Source organism: Neorhizobium sp. LjRoot104, assembly GCF_964253725.1.
In the GTDB taxonomy this organism is placed as follows: domain Bacteria; phylum Pseudomonadota; class Alphaproteobacteria; order Rhizobiales; family Rhizobiaceae; genus Neorhizobium.
The window spans coordinates 21,731-38,367 of the sequence record NZ_CAXURS020000002.1; the positions used below are offsets into that span (position 1 = coordinate 21,731).

The window sequence follows — 16,637 nt, forward strand, 5'->3', positions numbered from 1 at the left end:
CTGCTGTAACGGTGGACAAGTGCCGGGCTTTGCGGCAAACGGTCGGAGAATAGCAGGTCCCCGAGAGTTGATGATGACGGATATAGTGTACAAGATCGTGCCGGAAACGCTCTGGCGCCAGGCAAAGCAAAAAGGTGTCTTCGAGGGCGCCGAAATCGACCTCAAGGACGGTTATATCCATTTTTCGACCGGCCCCCAGGCGAAGGAGACCGCCAGGCTGCATTTTGCCGGTATCGCTGGCTTGATGCTGGTCGCGGTCAATGCTCCCACCCTCGGCGAGGCGCTGAAATACGAAGCCTCGCGCGGCGGCGACCTTTTCCCGCATCTTTACGGCACCCTGCCGGTGTCCTCGGTGCTCTGGGAAATGCCGCTGCTGATCGGCGTCGATGGCCTGCACGCCTTTCCGGAGAGGATGCCATGATCGGCCCGTTCGCCGGACTTGCGACGCGCAGCCTCTTCGTTTTCGATCCGGAAACTGCGCACGGCCTGTCAATCGCCGCGTTGAAGACCGGCCTCGTACCCGCATGCCGCCTGGCGGCCGATCCGCGGCTTGCCCAGACGGTCGCCGGCATCCGCTTTGCGAATCCGATCGGGCTTGCGGCCGGCTACGACAAGAATGCCGAAGTGCCCGATGCGATGCTGAAGCTCGGCTTCGGTTTTACCGAGATCGGCACGGTGACGCCGAAACCGCAAGCCGGCAACGACAAGCCGCGCATCTTCCGCCTGGTGGAGGATCGTGGTGTCATCAACCGGCTCGGCTTCAACAACGAAGGTCATGAGGCGGCGTTCGCCCGCCTGACCGCACGACGTAACGCGCCAGGCGTGGTCGGCGTCAATATCGGCGCCAACAAGGATGCGGCCGACCGTGTTGCCGACTATGTCGCCGGCATCCGAAAGTTCTATGCGCTCGCCACCTATTTCACCGTCAACATCTCCTCGCCCAATACGCCGGGCCTGCGCGATCTGCAGGCGCGCGACAGCCTGAAGATTTTGCTCGAAGCCGTACTCGCCGCCCGCGCCGAAGAGGCTCTGCGGCATGGCCGGACCATTCCGGTCTTCCTCAAGATCGCACCCGATCTGACCGAGGAAGGCCTCGACGATATCGCGGCGGAAGCGACTGCCCATCCCCTCGACGGGCTGATCGTCTCCAACACCACGCTTGCCCGGGACGGGTTGAAGGATCAGGCCCAGGCGAAGGAGGCGGGCGGCCTGTCCGGTGCGCCGCTCTACAGGCGCTCGACCGCCGTTCTCGCCAAGATGCGCAAACGCGTCGGCCCGGACCTGCCGGTCATCGGCGTCGGCGGCGTCTCGAGTGCGGCCGATGCGCTCGAAAAGATCCGCGCCGGTGCCGATCTCGTGCAGCTCTATTCCTGCATGGTCTATGAAGGGCCGGGCCTGCCGGCGACGATCGTCAAGGGGCTCTCTGGCCTTCTCGACCGGGACAACGTCTCATCGATCCGCGAACTGCGGGATACCCGCCTCGATCAATGGGCCGACACGAAACTCTGACGCGCCTTGCGTGGCACCATGGCCGCCAGGAAGAAGCCGCGCATCAGGAGGAACAGGTTGAGCGACAGCCAGAGCCCGTGATTGCCCATCGCTGGCACGAGCACGGCGAGGCCGACGCAATAACCGGCAAATGAGACGAGCATCATGTTGCGCATCTCGCGCGACCACGTGGCGCCGATGAACACCCCGTCCATCTGGAAGGCGAGTGCGCCGGTCAGGCCGGTCACCGCCGCCCAGCCGAGATAGAGAGTGGCCTCCTGCCGTACATCTGCCGACGTGGTCAAAAGCTCGATGATCGGCTGGCCGAAGACGACGAAGAGCAGTCCGACCACGCCCGCCATCACGAAGGACCAGAGCCCGGTCAGCTTGAGCGCCCGGTCGAAGGAGGGTCGATATTGCGCCCCGACCGCGCGGCCGGCGAGCTGTTCGGCTGCGCCCGCCAGCCCGTCGAGGAAGAAGGCCGACAGCATGAAGATGTTCATCAGCACGGCATTGGCCGCCAGCGTCACCGCCCCGAAGCTCGACCCGATCCGGGTCAGTACCGCAAACGCGCCGTTCAATATCAGCGAGCGGATCAGGATATCGGCATTGAGCTGGAACAGCTGGCGCAGCTTGGCTGCGTCGAGAATGTCCGCCCGCGACGGCCTGTCGGCGGCGGAGAACTGCCGGCTGACGATTGCGAGGCCGATCACTACCCCGGTCACTTCCGCCGCCGCGGTTGCCCAGGCGACACCTGCCACGCCCCAGCCGAGAACGAGGCCGAACAGGATGGCGAGCACGATATTGGTGCCGTTGAGGATGATCTGCAGCGTGAGGCCGAGCATGCCCTGGCCGCGCCCGAGCACGAAGCCGAGAATGGCGAAATTGGCGAACGTCGCCGGGCTGGTCAGCACCCGGATGCCGAAATAGTGCCGCGTCACGTCGGCAACGATCGGATCGCTGGTCATCAGGTCCGGCGCGAACCTGAGGATCAGCGGCGAGAGCGCCAGCATGATCACGCCGAGGCCGAGCGCGCTCAGAAGCGCCCGCCAGAACACCGCCTGCTGCTCGTGTCTGTCGCCGCGGCCGAAGGCTTGCGCCACCAGCCCGGTGGTCGAGGTGCGGAAAAAGCTGAGGCTGCCATAGATGAGGTCGAAGAGGATGGCGCCGATCGCCAGCCCTGCCAGCGCTTCGGCCTGGCCGAGCTGCCCCACCACTGCCGTGCTGGTGAGGCCAAGCAGCGGCGTCGTCAGAAATCCGAGCGTCATCGGGATGGCAATGCCGAGCACCAGCCGGTGGGTCACGTCGAACGGCCGGATCGCCCGACTCTCGGTCGTCCCGGCCTCCTGGTGGCGCTCCGGTTCCCCGCTCTCCATCGATCAGCCGGAAAGGACCATGGCCCAATAGGGCCGGGCGCCGGCGGAAGTTCGCGCCATGGCGACCCCGAGCCCCTTGTAGGAGCCGAGCATGTTTTCGAGATGTTTCGGAGAATCGATCCAGGCCTGCACCGCGGCCGTGACCGTCTCCTGGCCGCTGGCGATGTTTTCGGCCGCCGGCAGCGCCACGTCACTGCTCTTCATCCGGGTGCCGAAATCGTCGCCGAAACCGATCAGGTGCTTCATCTCGTTGGCCTTGGCCATGCGCACGGCCTGCCGGGCCGCCGCCTGGCGTGCCGGCATGTCGAGCGTAAGCGCGGAGAGGCCACGGCTCTGGCGCAGCTTGTTGACCATAGGAAGCGCGGCTTGCGTTTCATCCTCGGCACCGGCCGTCGGCGTCAGGACCGACGTTGTGGAGCAGCCGGCAAGCACCAGCGCCATGCCGGAAAAGACGAGAAGATCCCGCCGCGAAGGTTTGATCAGGGACGTCATGTCAGCGGCGATAGCTTATGAGGCGCAGGATGACGAAGATCGGGATGACGATGATCGCGCCGAGCACGAGATAATTGCCGACCCGTCCAAGCGCCCGGAAGCCGTTATACCAGAGGTCGAGGAACCAGTAGCGGATCTCGTTGACGATATTGTCCGGCGTGAAACCGAAGAACGCCAGAACGAAACCCACCAAAAGGCACACCACGATCAGCTTGATGATCGTGCGACCCGGCGTATCGCCCAGGAACCTGTTGACCCCGTCCGCCATCCTTGTCCTTCTCCGAATTGCCTGAAAGGCATAACCGCGGCCTTGCTGCGCCGCAAGCGTTTCCCCTCAGATAGAACTTGAGTTTTTTTGTGGCCTGCGCAAAGAACCAGCACCTTGAGGATCATCCATGCCGCCAAAGCCCGTTTCAACAGGCCGATTTTCATCCGGCGATGCAACCGCCGACCGCCGCGCCGACTACGCCCGCATGCTGGCGGAGGGCGCGGATTTTGCGGCGGCGGCGGAACTGATCGAACAGGCGCTCGAACTTGCGCCCGGCTGGGCCGCGGGCTGGTTCCGGCTCGGCGAATATCGTGAAAAAGCCGGTTTGGAGACTGCGGCGGAAGCCTATCATCAGGCACTTTCCCTGCAGCCGGACGATGTTTTTGGCGCTCGCCTGAAACTCGCGCTGCTCGGCGCCGGGCAAACGCCCGACCAGCCGCCGAGCCGCTATGTAGAGGGCCTGTTCGACGACTATGCCGATCGGTTCGATACGGCTCTGGTCGAAAAGCTCGGCTATTCCGTACCCGGAAAGCTGGCGGCTCTGGTCTCCCCGCACGGACCTTTCCGCAATACGGTCGACCTCGGCTGCGGCACCGGCCTGTTCGGCGCCGAGATCCGCAAGAGAACGGAACGCCTCGAAGGTTTCGATCTTTCCGCAAATATGCTTGCCAAGGCGCAGGCAAAAAGCCTCTACGATCACCTCGGTCAGTCCGACCTCAGCCTTCCCGCGGCTCAATCCGGCCTGTTCGGCGACCTTGCGCCCTATCGCGCCGATCTCGTCTCCGCTGCCGACGTGCTGATGTATCTGGGTTCGCTCGAAACCGTCTTTCCGCTGGTGCAGGACCTGCTGGCACCCGCTGGCCTCTTCGCATTCTCGGTCGAGGATGTGGGCGAGGGGGAGGGTTTCGTGCTGCGGGATTCCCTGCGTTATGCCCATTCGGAAGCTTATGTCCGCGCCGTGATCGCCCGCTTCGGCTTCGGCCCTCCGAGCGTCGAAAACACCGTCATTCGCATGGATGCCGGAAAACCCGTCCATGGCATTCTGTTTCTGTCGCGCAAGCCCGGCTGAACCTGCCGTTCTTGCTTTTTTATCTGCCCGCCGACGGCGATGATCGACTGGACGGATCGGTCAAATATTCTTTATATATAACGATAAGAGGTGAGATATCTTGCCTACCAAGCACCAATTTTCCTGTACAATGAATTGTTGAGAATTGATTTTCGCTTTTGGGGCCGTCAGTTGACAGTGTGCTTCTTCCGCGTAGACGATAGAAGCGGATTTCCCGCATATCACCGACGGTTCGTATCGGTTAAAGGCGAAGGCGGTCCGGGCGTCACTGCACCAAACACAAGCCGAATTGACAAGTTTCCGCGTCATCCGGCCCGTGCTCGCACCTCGCGCGTAATGCAAGGCGGGAATTACTTCCGCCTTACTGCCGCCGGACGGACTGCCCGGTTATAAGCTCCATCCGCAAATGAAATGCAGTGCGGGTGCCTCAGTGGCCGAGGGAGCGGGGAGTGGCGGAAAGCTTTGACATGCACCGCGCATATGACAAAAGAACAGGCGGCGGACGGCGCTTCCGTCCCCCGACCGTCCGCCACGAAACTTTCGAGCCGTAAAATGCATTCCTCTCATCAGATGTGTGAACCTGCATGAGATGATGCATAGCGCGCGAGGGCCGGGACCATTTCAGACGGGGAGAATGCCGCCGCGCAATAGCGATCGGGCCGAATGAGCAGGATCTGATCGCGATGCGTCAGCAAAGGCCGACCTTCCCCCTTGCTCGACGGGGCGATTTGCCACGCACCATCGTCCGCTAGCATGGGGTTCGACGAAAGAACCACCCGCGTGAGCGGTAGGCTAAGGCAGCTACGTTCCCTAAACGCTGCCATGGCTGCCGCCGCTTCGGCGCTCTGTCCGATCAGTGCGAAGCCGGTGCCAAGGTGGCTGTCCAGTTTCTCTGTTACGACGCCCCGGCTGATTTCGGGCTGCGGGATCATCTCTCCCACAAGCGATGCTTCGTAAAGCTGGTCATGGAGGTCGAGATAAACGCCGACGGGGTGTTTCGGCTTCGGCTTGAAGCGCATGTTGATCAGATAGTCGCGTACAGCGGGAAAGGGTTCGAGGTGCTTGAGCAGATGGTCCCTGAACCGGATATCGTCTTCGCCGATCGGCATCACGAACTTGCCCATCGATACGGCAAGCTGGATCATATCCCACGCAGGCAGACGCCGTTCGCTCTCGTAGCTGTCGAGAATGGCCTCCTTAGCGCCGCCCTTCAGATGGGCGGCAATTTTCCATGCGACATTATGAGCATCGCGAAGCCCGGCATTCATCCCTTGGCCGGCAAAGGGCGGCGTCAGATGGGCGGCATCGCCGAGAAGCACAATGCGCTCGTGTCGGAACCTTTCCGCAATACGCGCATGGAATGTGTAAACCGTTTTACGCAGAATATCGGCCTCGTCATAAGGCCGGAAAGGCTTCAGCAACGCATTTACGAAACTCGGTTCCAGGACCTCATGGCGCGTTTCGCCCGGCAGGAGCATGAATTCGTATCGGCGACCGCCATCGGGCGCGGGAACGCTGACAGCAGGCCGCAGCTTGCTGCAGAAGAACTTGGAGAACCGGGACTGGTCCGGGTCGTTGCGCATATCGAGGACGATCCAGTCCTGATTGTAGGTATTGCCTTGCATGGCAATGCAGAGCCGTTCGCGGGTCGGGCTTCGACCTCCGTCGCAAGCTGCGACCCAATCCGCGATGATCTCCTGTTCCGTACCGTCCGGGCTGACAACCCTTACATGCGCGTTGTCGTTTTTGCAGATGACGTCGACCACGTTGGCGGAATAGAAAAGCCGGTCCGGATTGCGGTCGGCCACGGACTTTCGCAAAGCAGCTTCGAGTTCGGGTTGATAGATGTAATGGCGCTTCGCAAAGCCGTAGGTCCGCGGCCCTGCGCCGGTCTCGGCGAAGCAGACCCCGCGATCGGTGTAGTAGCGGGAGCCCACTGCCTCTACCGTCTTCGCCACGTAGGATTTGTCGAGGCCAAAGACCTGGAGGGTGCGGGCGCCTTCGTCATCCAGCACGATGGCGCGCGGCAGTTCCAGAGGCGCGGGTTCGCGATCGAGGAGGATGAAATCGATACCGTAGGTCACCAGAAGATTGGCGAGGGTCAGGCCCGTGGGACCCGCACCTATGATGATGACTGGTACTTCGCGTGGAAACCGCGCCATGTCTTGTCTCCGCAAAAACGTCTTCGAAGCCGCCCCGAATGAACGGCCGTTAGGTTCTGTCCTTTAGGACCGGTCCTGTGGGAAAAGCCGCGTCATTGTGGTCGCGATGGCCAGGACTTCGCCCCCGGGCAACGTTAGGCGCCCCTCCATGAAGCCGAAGTTGCGGCCCATCTTGACGAACTGCGCCTCGGGGATAATCCTGCCCCGCGGCGCCGGGACAGATGCAAGACCTTTATTTCCTGCGTCTGCGAAAAGATGGGCTTCTGCTGATGAAGGAGGCGAGCGGCCCCATGGCCTCATCGAGCATGCGGCCAGAATGCCACCCTGGACCACGCCCGCAGGATTGAGAAACTGTTCTCCGATATGAAAGGAGCAACGCAATATCTGGGCTTCAGGATCGAAATGCTCCAAGCGCCATCCGAGCAGGCGTGCTGCCGGCGGCGGATCGTGTGTGAAGCCTTCGTCGTGAACCATCGTCTGCTCTGCGATTGGAGCTTTGGGAGTCGTCATGGCGCACCCATCTGTAGTGTGCCCGCCGAGAGCGGTCGCTCGGCGAGTTCATTTGCAACATCGGTATCGAGCGGTGTGCCGAAGCTTTTCAGCACACAGGCGAGCGTGGTGTAGAAGCCAACGGTGGCGATCAGGTCGAATATGCCTTCCAGACCCACGAGGCTGAGGAGCTGTTTCTGAACCAGTGAAGAAAGCGCCTGGTCGGCGACCAGCATATCGACCGCGCTCGCCAGAATGCGATCGTCCTCGACCATGTCCTCCAGCGGACCAGCCATGGAAGCGATCCGGTCATCAGAGAGACCGCGGGCGCGGCCCCGGCTGACATGATGTGCCCATTCGTAAGCCGAACCGAACCTGAACCCTGCGCGCAGGATGACGATTTCGCTGAACGTCTTGCCGAGCGCCGTGTGTTTGACCACGTGGTTTCGAAGCGGCTCCCAGGCCGCCAGCAGCGCTGGGTGGTGCGCCATGGTGCGATAGACATTCAATCGGCCGGCAACCGTGCCCCGCAGATGGCTGATCAAATCCGGCCAGTCTTCATCCGCATTCGGTGCAAACGCACCGGGTCCTTTTTCCAGCATCGCCTCGCTCATCATGTGATGACGATCTGTTCGCGGGCAAGCACCGCCATAACGGCCGGCCTCGACTTGAGGCGCGCGTAGTAGGCGACGCAACGTTCCGGCAGTTTGAGCTTCACCCTGTCGCAGGCCCAGAAGAGTACGTAGAAAAGCGCTGCGTCAGCGATGGTGAACCGGTCTCCAAGGGCAAATGTCTTGCCGGTCAGAACTTTGTCGATAACCTGGAATGCGTTCTGGACAATGTCCCTGCCCTTTTCCTGCACCCAGCCTTCGTCCTCACCGCGCGGCGTAAACTTCGATGCGCGGAAAATGCGGGAGAAGCCCTGCATATGGATTGTGCTGACGGCAAAATCCGCAATTTCCAGAGCCCGTGTCTGGTTCTCCAGACTGTCTCCCAGCAGTCCCTTTTCCGGGTTTGTTCGTGCCAGCCAGAAGGCGATGGCCGGAAATTCGGTCAGAAGGGAGCCGTCATCGCGCAGGAGCGAGGGGACTTTCGATTTTGGATTGATGGCGACGTAGCTGTCGCCAAATTGTTCGCCCTCGCGGATATTGATGCGTTGTGTGTCGAAAGGTGCGCCGATTTCCTCCAGCAGCACATGGATCCCGATCGAGCAGGCGCCGGGCGCGTAGTACAATTTCATGATTGATCCTCCCTTTCATGGATATTGTCGTCGGAGACCAGCACGATTTTCCCGATATGGCTGTTCTGCTCCATCATGTGATGGGCGCGCCAGGCCTCGGTGAGGGGGAAGCGCGCGGCGATATGCGGACGAATGGCGCCTTGATCGAAAAGCGGCATGACATCGCGGCGAAGCATGTCAGCCAGCAGGGTCTTGCTCGCCAGCGCCAGCGGCCGCAGCAGCGAACCGGTGATCCAGATCTGGCGGGCCATGAGGTTGCGCAGCGGCACCGTGATTGCCTTGCCGCTACCGCCGGAAAGATGCGCGATCCGACCCCCGGACGCCATCATGGCGAGGTCGGCGTCGATATGCGCGCCTGCGGAGAGATCGAGCAAGGCACTGATGCCGTGACCGCCGGTTGCAGCGCGTGCTTTATCGGCAAGTGCGGGATCGTTGTAGTTCAGAGCCTCGAACGCACCGAACCCCTTCGCCGCGGCGACCTTTTCATCCGTCCCCGCTGTCGCCAGAACGCGATATCCGAGTGCTGACATAGCCTGCAGGGCGACATGTCCGACGCCGCTTGTCCCGCCGTGGATCAGGCCGAAGCCATCGCGTTCCAGCTTCATCAACACGAAGAAGTTGTACCATGCGGTAAATAGGGCTTCCGGAAGCGAGGCGGCCTCGGCATCGCTCAGACCGTCCGGCGCGGGAAGAACCAGAGCCTGCTCGGCAATGGCGTATTGTGCATAGCCTCCACCCTGTACAAGCGCCATGACGCGTTTTCCGGCGAGGCCAGCTTCCGAGTCTTCACCCAGCATGACCACCTTTCCGCAGACCTCAAGGCCGGGAACCAGTGTTCCGTCATGGGCGGCACCCTGGGCGCGCTGGTTGCAGTCGTGGCGATTGACCCCTGCCGCGGCAACCTTGATCAGGACTTTGCCAACCCCCAGGCGGGGTGTCGGCTGCCGCCGGACCTGAAGTGTCTCGGGTCCGCCGGCGCTGGCGATTTGAACCTCCTGATGGAAGTCGGGCACGGTCATACGAAATCCCTCGGTCTAGCGATGGCGGCATTGAGATCAGCCGGCATGGGCAAGTCCAATGTCGCTTGGTGTGAGGCCTATCGCCTTCTGAATTGCCGCATCGAGTACGCCCAGAGGATCTTTTGCGCGTGCAGCGGCACGGAACGCTACGTGGCCGTCGGGACGCACGAGAACGACACCGCTCTGCGATATCTGGTACAGCGCCAGCCAGTCTGTCTCAGACTCGAGATCCATGCCCTGACCGACGCGGTAGGCCACGCCGGAAAGTCCGCAATCGCGCATGGCCCGGTCAAACGCCGCGGTCCAGGCGTGACCCTCGATGCCGGTCAGAAGTGTGAAGCCGGACCCGTCAAAGAGATCGATGGAGGATACGGTTCCCGATGCTGTCCGCGCCCAGAAATGTGGCGCGCGGTGACCCGGCCTAGCGCTCGGTACATAGTGATCCACCTCCAGCGGGATCTGCCTCGTCCCGTCTGGTGTAATCAACACGGACTGATAGCCATATCCGAAGGTCTGACCGGGGTAGTCGAAGTGCTCTCGCTGGGCCGGGATCGCGGCGGCGAGCTGCGCCCTGATCCGAGACGCATCCACGCCCGAAAGGCCGTCGGCAACGGAGTTGTCCGCGTTCAGGATTCCGGAAAGGCCGGCATCGGCCATCTTCTTCGCGTTGCGGGCGCTCTGCTCGACGTTGAATCCTGCAACCGGCCGCCGTTCGGCGTCGTAGGTGTCGAGGAGTGCGTCGGGCGCAACGCCATCGAGCACAAGCTTCAGTTTCCAGATCAGGTTATGGACATCGGCAATGCCGGTATTCATGCCCTGACCTCCTGTCGGCGGCAGCGGATGTGCCGCATCGCCGGCAAAGAAGGTTCTGCCAGCGCGGAATTGCTCGATCAGCCGCGCCTGCATGCGCCAGGGCATGATGTTTTCGATCTTGATCTCCACGGAGGAATCGCCGATCGCGGCGCGCAGGATCTCAAGGCACCGCGCTTCGGTATAGTCGTGACGGGATTCGTCGGCCGAATAGGCAAAATTGTAGGTCCAGCGATAGCGCCCGTCGAGCGAGATCAGCACCCCCGTCGTCGTCGCATTGTAGACCCACCACAGAAGGTAAGGGCGGGACTTCACCGCGTCCCAAAGATCGGCCTTGAAATAGACGCCGATCTGCTGCCCCATCGAGCCGCCCCTCATCGGGACGCTGAGCGCGTTCCTGACGAAGCTGCGTGCACCGTCCGCCGCGATGAGGTATCGCGCTGTCGTATTGCCCTGAGTTCCGTTCGCATCCTGCCAGGAGAGGCGCACCGTCTCTTCGGTCTGGGCGATTTCCGTCCCTCGCGTTCCAAAACGAAGATCGACCGATTCCAGCTTTTCTGCCGCCTCGCGCAGAATGGGTTCCAGAACATCCTGAGGGCAGGATCTCTTCAGGCTTGGGCTGATGCTGCGTTCGAGGGCATCCCGCGCCTCGTCGCCGCGTGTCTGGATGGAGCCGATTTCCGTACCCGTGAGGCTCTCGACGAAACCGATGCCGGCATGCCGCTCAATGGGAAGGGCGGCTTCATTCACGGCATTTTCCACGCCCCAGGTGCGGAAAATCTCCATCGTACGTCCGCTGATCACATGACCGCGCGGGTGGAAAGAGGTGGCCGCGTTCTGCTCGAACAGCCTGCAGGCTATCCCCAGCTTGCCGAGATGAATGGCGGCAGAAAGCCCGACCGGACCGCCTCCCACAATGGCAACATCGATGCTATCTTCCGTCATGATTCCCTCCGAACCTCCCATTCCCAAAGCTCTTGATTGCGCCAAGCCGGCGCGGTTGAAGTTGACTTTCAGTCAATTTTTTGATGTGGACAAAATCGAATAGACTCGACATCAGGGTGCGCGAAGCTCCCACCGAATTGGATGAGGGAAATGCCTAAACGCACCAAGGTTCGAACGACGAAGAAGGGAGAGGTCGCGCGCGAAAAGCTGCTTGACGCTGGCGAACGACTTTTCAGCCGTCAGGAATTTGATCTGGTGTCCATCGACGACATCACCAAGGAAGCCGGCGTGGCCCATGGGCTGCTGTTCCACTACTTCAAGTCCAAGCTGCAGTTGTATGCGGAAATCGCCCTGCGCCAGGCCGAACGACTTGAAGCGATTCATCGCGAACCGCGCCGCGAGGCAACGCCGGACGAAAAGCTGACGGCGTGCCTCGCAAGGCACATGCGCGACATTCGCACCCGACCGGCGTCGTACAAGTTTCACACACGCGGTGGTGCGAGTTCCGAGGTGAAGCAGATATGGGAAGATTCGCGACAGCGCTTCATTCAGTTGATCCTGACCGAATACTATCAAATCCCTGATCCCGGGCCCCATCTCTTCATCGCTGCGCGCGCTTGGCTCGGGCTTTTTGATGAACTTGTCCTCGCATGGCTGTATGATCCAAAAATCACGCAGGAGGGCGTCCTGGCCCTGACTGTCGAGCTTTTCAACGACATGCTGAGCCGCGTCGATATGCTCTACGCGCCGGGTGAGATCGGCAGCGCCCTGGACCAGCTGCAGGCGACCTGAGACAGGCATCCCTGTCTTCAGCACTGGCCTGCCGAGACTGGCCCTGATGACCGGTCTCGTCCTCACGCTTCGCCCTCGACCAGGTTCGTAAGAACTCCAATTCCCGAAATTTCGATTTCGATTCGATCTCCCGGCTTCATGAACAGCTTTGGCTCACGGAACAGGCCGACGCCGCTCGGTGTGCCGGTTGCGATGACATCGCCGGGCAGCAGTTCGGTCACGGTGGACAGGTATTCGATGAGTTCCGGGATGGAGAAAGCGAGATCCGAAATCGAGGTCGACTGCATGACCTCGCCATTCAGGCGCGTCGTGAGCTGTTGTGCGTCTGGATCCTGCATCTCGTCGGACGTGACGATCCATGGGCCCATGGCGCCGCTGCGATCGAAATTCTTGCCGGCCCAGAACTGTGTCGTATGACGCTGGAAATCGCGGATGGAACCATCGTTGAAACAGCTGTAGCCCGCAACATGTTCAAACGCGTCCGCTGCGGAGATGTTTCTGCCGGGCTTGCCGATGATGATGGCGAGTTCGCCTTCGAAGTCGAACCAGTCTGACGCCTTCGGGCGAACCAGACTTTGGCCGTGGCCGACAACCGACGACGGGTAGCGTGTAAAGATGGATGGCCATTGCGGCTTGTCGCGCCCGGTCTCCTTGATGTGAGACATATAGTTGAGCCCAATGCAGATGATCTTGTCAGGTTTTGGCACCGGCGGCAGCAGTGTCACGTTATCGAGGGGGATCGCCGCGCCTTTGGTGCCCGCGGCACGCAGTTCCGCCATCGCTTCGCTCCCAAGCAATGCGCGCATGTGCAATCCAGGGCGCCCGAGGATATCGCCTGCGTCGTAAATGCTGTCGCCGATCACCACGCCACAGAATACTGAGCCGTCTTTTGTCTTGTAGGTTGCTAATTTCATTCTGAATTTTCCGAAATTTCGAGTTCGATGCCTGGGTCCGATTGATGTTGAATTGTCATTCCCGCGCGATGACCGAATCCAGCCACGCGCAATTGGTTTGCGGGTTTGCAGCCCGGAAGCCGTCGCGGGCTGTCTGAAAGCGCATCTCGCGCATCTTGTGGCGGACGGGTGAATCTTCGGGCAGATGGAGGCGCTCATGGCCCCAGGTTGAGGGCCCTTGGGTGGTCTCGAAAGGCTCCCAGTTTTGCGGATCGATGACCTGTGCGCCCCATCCATATTCAACGAAAAACCCGGACGGCGTGTTGGCGTAGAAGCTCATCATGTGGTCGTTCGAGTGGCGGCCCAGGCTGTAAGCCACGAGATCTTCTTTGGTCTGGGCGATATCGTAGCCTTGGCCGACATCGTCGAGCATCTGGAGCTCCACCATGAAGTGGTGGAAGCCACGGCGTCCCGAGCCGACCATGGCAAAGCTGTGATGGCGGCCGTTGACGTGGAAGAAATAGAGCGGATAAGGTGTCAATCCGTAGTCGGTGACCTTAAAGCCCAGAAGATCCCGATAGAAGGGCAACAACTGTTCCACCTTCTGCGCGTGGAGCACGGCATGTCCCATTCCCAGCGCGCCTGTCTTGAAACCTGAAATTGGGCGTGCGGGTTTGAACGGGTCGCTTGCGATCTCCGGCCCGCTGAATGCTTCCAGACGGTTCCCGTCCGGGTCCATGAACGAAATGAGGCGGGAGACATGTCTTTCGCCGGCGAGCGAACCGCCCTCCAGGCGAACGGGCACGCCGGCATTTTCAAGCCGGCCGGCCAGCGCGTCGAGCGCATCATGGGATTCCACCTCCCAACCCATGAAATCGAAACCTTCATCGCCATCCCTCGTCAGGATCAGGCGCTGCTTGCGGTCGTCCATGCGAAAGAGTTGTCCCGACCGGCTGCCGTCGACCTTCTGCATGCCCAGCAGATCGGTGGCAAAGTCGCTCCAGTCGGCAAGCTTCGATGAGCGCACACCTATATAGCCTAGCGATGTAATCGACATGATTGTCTCCTTCCTGCGAAGCGGGCGGTGTTTCTGTCCAGGGATGCGCTGCCGCGCACCCGAATTTCAATCTGCGAACCCGGTGGAACCCGCGGTCGCTGTCACGTCCGAATCAATGGACCGCGTGGACGTCGACCTGACGCCAGCGAAGCATGTGTTTCTGGAAGGCGGAGAAGCAGAAATCGACCAGCACCATGACGATGGTCACTGCGACGACGCCCGCAAAGGCACCGACCGTATCGGCAGAGTCGTAGGCGTGCCGGATGTAGTATCCGAGGCCCGCTTCGGCAGCCAGAAACTCGGCCACGATGGCGGCGTTGATCGCCCAGGGCAGTGCCGTCTTGATCGCCGCCATGATGAAAGGGAGGGCGGAATACCAGAGAATCTCGCGCGTGAGCCGGGTCTGGTTGGCGCCCAGAATTCGGCACATGGACATCAGCTTGATATCGGCTGACCTGATGCCGGCGAAGGTCGAGACGAAAATCATGAAGAAGACCATCAGCGCGATCAGGACGACCTTCGAAAACAGGCCGATCCCGAACCACAGGATGATGATCGGGCTCAGCGCAAGCTTGGGTACGCCCATCGTCATCTTGATGAACGGCTCGACTGTCCGCGCAAGCCGTGGCGACCGACTGACCAGAAACGGCAGCAGAATGCCCAGTCCGCCGCCGATGATCAGACCGCCGGCAACCTCGCCCAAGGTGATGGCCGTCATCGACAGCAGCTCTCCCGAGGCGCTGATTTCCAGCAGCCGTCTCGCGACGTTCAGCAGATCCGGCAGCACATAAGGCCCCAGTGCAATGGAAAGCCAGTGCCAACCCAGGAGCAAGATGATCAGAAGGGCGGCGCGAGCCGCGAAAAGCCTCGACGTGGAGGAAAGGCCCAAGCCTTTGCCCGGCGCCGGGCCGTATTCTTCGCCTGCGCTCGCCATCACACCACCTTCGACCGGATGTCTTTGTATATTGCGGGGAAGCCAGGCATCGCGAAGACATCGTGGATGCCGCGGGGGCGTGGAATGTCGATCAGGAATTCCCCGGCAATCCGGGCGGGCGAGCGGGTCAGCACCAGAACCCGGTCACCGAGCGCGATGGCCTCGCCAATGTCATGGGTGACGAAAATGATCGTCTTGCGGCCGCTTTGCCAAAGGTTCAGCAGGTCCGTCTGGAGTGAGATACGCGTCTGCGCATCCACGGCGCCAAACGGTTCGTCCATCAGGATGACAGGCGGGTCATAAGCGAGCGTTCGGATGAGCGCCACGCGCTTGCGCATGCCGCCGGACAGTTCGTGCGGGTAATAGTTCTCGAAGCCCTTCAGACCAACTGCGGCCATCAACTCGATGGCGCGTGCGCGCGTTTCGCTGTTAAGCCTGCCCTGTACCACGAGCGGAAACAGGACGTTGTCGAGCACGTTGCGCCAGGGAAGAAGGTTATCCTCCTGGGTCACATAACCGATTTCGCAGTTCCAGCCGGGCTTCAGCATGCGGTCGCTGCTATCGGATATCACCTTCCCGCGCAGCCTAATTTCGCCCTTGCTCGGCTTGTCGATCTGCGCCAGAGCATTCAGCATGGTTGACTTGCCGGAACCCGATGGCCCGACGATCGTCAGGAATTCCCCTTCACGAACGGAAAAGGTCATGTCCTGCAGGATCCAGATCGCGCTCATGCCGTCCTTGGGCGGGAAGCGCTTTCCCAGATTGGAGATCTCGAAGAAGTCTGCAACAGCGGTCATGGGGCTATCCCTTCGGCTATGAACTCGTTGGCTCTCGGCTTCCATGCCTGGACGCGGCGCTCGATCCGGTCGACCACCATGTTGGTCAGCGCGACTAGTCCCGCCAGTACCAGGATTGCCGCGAAAGAGCCGGTGGAATCGAAATTGGTCGCCGACATCTGGATGAGGTATCCAAGGCCGACATTCGAGGAAAACATCTCGGCAATCGCCGCGCCGCCTATGCTGAGCGGCAGCGACACGCGAATGCCGGTGAAGATGAAGGTAACAGTCGCCGGGAAGACGATCTTCCTCGACACCTGGCGCACGTTCGCGCCGAGGATCTCCGCAACGCGAACGAGCTGTGGCTCGATGGCGCGAATTCCGGCCATCGTGTTGAAGTAGATGAGGAAGAAACTCACGCTCGCAACGAGGGCGACTTTCGACCACATGCCGATGCCGAACCAGATGAGGAAGAGCGGCATGAGGGCGAGCTTTGGCACCGCGTAGCCCGCCACCATGAAAGGCTCCAGCGTGTTGGCCACGAAAGGCAGGCGCCGGATTGCGAAGGGTAGAAGCATGCCCGGCACACCACCGATAACGAAGCCCAGCAGCGCTGCCAGCAATGTGTAACCGGCATGCTGATAGATGTCATAGGTCTGCGCCCACTGCCCCAGTTCCCTGGCGACAAGCACTGGCGAGCTGACCCATTGCGCGCCCACGAGAGCGCTGGTCAGCTGCCAGACCGCCAGCCAGGCCGCAACGACGATCAGGCGATCGCGCGCGGCATGGTTGCGCAATTTCGCCGGCTTGGAAGACGGAGCCATTGT

General features: G+C 61.2%; 18 protein-coding genes. 4 read left to right on the forward strand and 14 right to left on the reverse strand.

All coding sequences use genetic code 11. The features are described 5' to 3' along the window. The first annotated feature begins 70 nt into the window (after window positions 1-70). Together ACSQ8R_RS22165 and ACSQ8R_RS22170 are read left to right on the forward strand one after the other, a co-directional pair. Window positions 71-421, forward strand: coding sequence for a DUF952 domain-containing protein (locus ACSQ8R_RS22165; protein WP_436255568.1), 351 nt, complete (start codon window positions 71-73; stop codon window positions 419-421). Continuing rightward, window positions 418-1,509, forward strand: a complete 1,092-nt coding sequence (locus tag ACSQ8R_RS22170) for a quinone-dependent dihydroorotate dehydrogenase (protein WP_436255569.1) — start codon at window positions 418-420, stop codon at window positions 1,507-1,509. The genes ACSQ8R_RS22165 and ACSQ8R_RS22170 overlap by 4 nt, the downstream gene beginning before the upstream one ends. Here ACSQ8R_RS22170 and ACSQ8R_RS22175 read toward each other — a convergent pair. The 3 genes from ACSQ8R_RS22175 to ACSQ8R_RS22185 are packed head-to-tail and all read right to left on the reverse strand — an operon-like array spanning window position 1,485 to window position 3,624. Then, complete coding sequence (locus ACSQ8R_RS22175; protein WP_436255570.1) at window positions 1,485-2,864, reverse strand: MATE family efflux transporter; 1,380 nt, start codon at window positions 2,862-2,864, stop codon at window positions 1,485-1,487. The genes ACSQ8R_RS22170 and ACSQ8R_RS22175 overlap by 25 nt on opposite strands. A 3-nt stretch (window positions 2,865-2,867) precedes the next feature. Continuing rightward, window positions 2,868-3,356: a CAP domain-containing protein gene (locus tag ACSQ8R_RS22180; protein WP_436255571.1), complete on the reverse strand. Its 489-nt coding sequence runs from the start codon at window positions 3,354-3,356 to the stop codon at window positions 2,868-2,870. A 1-nt stretch (window position 3,357) separates the two neighbouring features. Further along, window positions 3,358-3,624, reverse strand: coding sequence for a DUF6460 domain-containing protein (locus tag ACSQ8R_RS22185; RefSeq protein WP_436255572.1), 267 nt, complete (start codon window positions 3,622-3,624; stop codon window positions 3,358-3,360). 127 nt (window positions 3,625-3,751) lie between these two features. Between ACSQ8R_RS22185 and ACSQ8R_RS22190 the strand changes: the two genes are divergently transcribed. Then, window positions 3,752-4,693 (forward strand): methyltransferase, encoded by a 942-nt coding sequence (locus ACSQ8R_RS22190; protein ID WP_436255573.1) that lies wholly within the window; start codon window positions 3,752-3,754, stop codon window positions 4,691-4,693. A gap of 566 nt (window positions 4,694-5,259) precedes the next feature. On the opposite strand, the gene ACSQ8R_RS22195 is transcribed toward ACSQ8R_RS22190, so the two are convergent. The 6 genes from ACSQ8R_RS22195 to ACSQ8R_RS22220 form a co-directional block, all read right to left on the reverse strand. Then, window positions 5,260-6,855 carry an FAD-dependent monooxygenase gene (locus ACSQ8R_RS22195; RefSeq protein WP_436255574.1) on the reverse strand — a complete coding sequence of 532 codons (1,596 nt, stop codon included), beginning with the start codon at window positions 6,853-6,855 and terminating at the stop codon, window positions 5,260-5,262. 63 nt (window positions 6,856-6,918) lie between these two features. Beyond that, a complete protein-coding gene (locus ACSQ8R_RS22200; RefSeq protein WP_436255575.1) occupies window positions 6,919-7,365 on the reverse strand; it encodes a PaaI family thioesterase in 447 nt (148 codons plus the stop codon). Continuing rightward, window positions 7,362-7,946 (reverse strand): carboxymuconolactone decarboxylase family protein, encoded by a 585-nt coding sequence (locus tag ACSQ8R_RS22205; RefSeq protein ID WP_436255576.1) that lies wholly within the window; start codon window positions 7,944-7,946, stop codon window positions 7,362-7,364. Before ACSQ8R_RS22205 ends, ACSQ8R_RS22200 begins: the two co-directional genes overlap by 4 nt. Window positions 7,947-7,957: 11 nt before the next feature. Then, on the reverse strand, window positions 7,958-8,584 hold the full coding sequence (locus ACSQ8R_RS22210; protein WP_436255577.1) for a glutathione S-transferase family protein: 627 nt from the start codon (window positions 8,582-8,584) through the stop codon (window positions 7,958-7,960). After that, the gene (locus ACSQ8R_RS22215) at window positions 8,581-9,603 is read right to left on the reverse strand and encodes an NAD(P)H-quinone oxidoreductase (RefSeq protein WP_436255578.1); all 1,023 of its coding nucleotides are present in this window, start codon (window positions 9,601-9,603) and stop codon (window positions 8,581-8,583) included. The genes ACSQ8R_RS22210 and ACSQ8R_RS22215 overlap by 4 nt, the downstream gene beginning before the upstream one ends. Before the next feature lie 36 nt (window positions 9,604-9,639). Continuing rightward, a complete protein-coding gene (locus ACSQ8R_RS22220; RefSeq protein ID WP_436255579.1) occupies window positions 9,640-11,358 on the reverse strand; it encodes an FAD-dependent monooxygenase in 1,719 nt (572 codons plus the stop codon). Window positions 11,359-11,508: 150 nt separating this feature from the next. Between ACSQ8R_RS22220 and ACSQ8R_RS22225 the strand changes: the two genes are divergently transcribed. Continuing rightward, on the forward strand, window positions 11,509-12,150 hold the full coding sequence (locus tag ACSQ8R_RS22225; RefSeq protein WP_436255580.1) for a TetR/AcrR family transcriptional regulator: 642 nt from the start codon (window positions 11,509-11,511) through the stop codon (window positions 12,148-12,150). 62 nt (window positions 12,151-12,212) lie between these two features. Here the strand turns inward: ACSQ8R_RS22225 and ACSQ8R_RS22230 are convergent, their stop codons facing one another. The 5 genes from ACSQ8R_RS22230 to ACSQ8R_RS22250 form a co-directional block, all read right to left on the reverse strand. Continuing rightward, window positions 12,213-13,064: a fumarylacetoacetate hydrolase family protein gene (locus ACSQ8R_RS22230; protein ID WP_436255581.1), complete on the reverse strand. Its 852-nt coding sequence runs from the start codon at window positions 13,062-13,064 to the stop codon at window positions 12,213-12,215. A gap of 55 nt (window positions 13,065-13,119) precedes the next feature. Further along, on the reverse strand, window positions 13,120-14,100 hold the full coding sequence (locus ACSQ8R_RS22235; RefSeq protein WP_436255582.1) for a VOC family protein: 981 nt from the start codon (window positions 14,098-14,100) through the stop codon (window positions 13,120-13,122). A 112-nt stretch (window positions 14,101-14,212) separates the two neighbouring features. After that, a complete protein-coding gene (locus ACSQ8R_RS22240) occupies window positions 14,213-15,034 on the reverse strand; it encodes an ABC transporter permease (protein WP_436255583.1) in 822 nt (273 codons plus the stop codon). Further along, the gene (locus ACSQ8R_RS22245) at window positions 15,034-15,831 is read right to left on the reverse strand and encodes an ABC transporter ATP-binding protein (protein ID WP_436255584.1); all 798 of its coding nucleotides are present in this window, start codon (window positions 15,829-15,831) and stop codon (window positions 15,034-15,036) included. Before ACSQ8R_RS22245 ends, ACSQ8R_RS22240 begins: the two co-directional genes overlap by 1 nt. After that, on the reverse strand, window positions 15,828-16,634 hold the full coding sequence (locus ACSQ8R_RS22250) for an ABC transporter permease (RefSeq protein WP_436255585.1): 807 nt from the start codon (window positions 16,632-16,634) through the stop codon (window positions 15,828-15,830). Before ACSQ8R_RS22250 ends, ACSQ8R_RS22245 begins: the two co-directional genes overlap by 4 nt. Window positions 16,635-16,637: the final 3 nt, after the last annotated feature.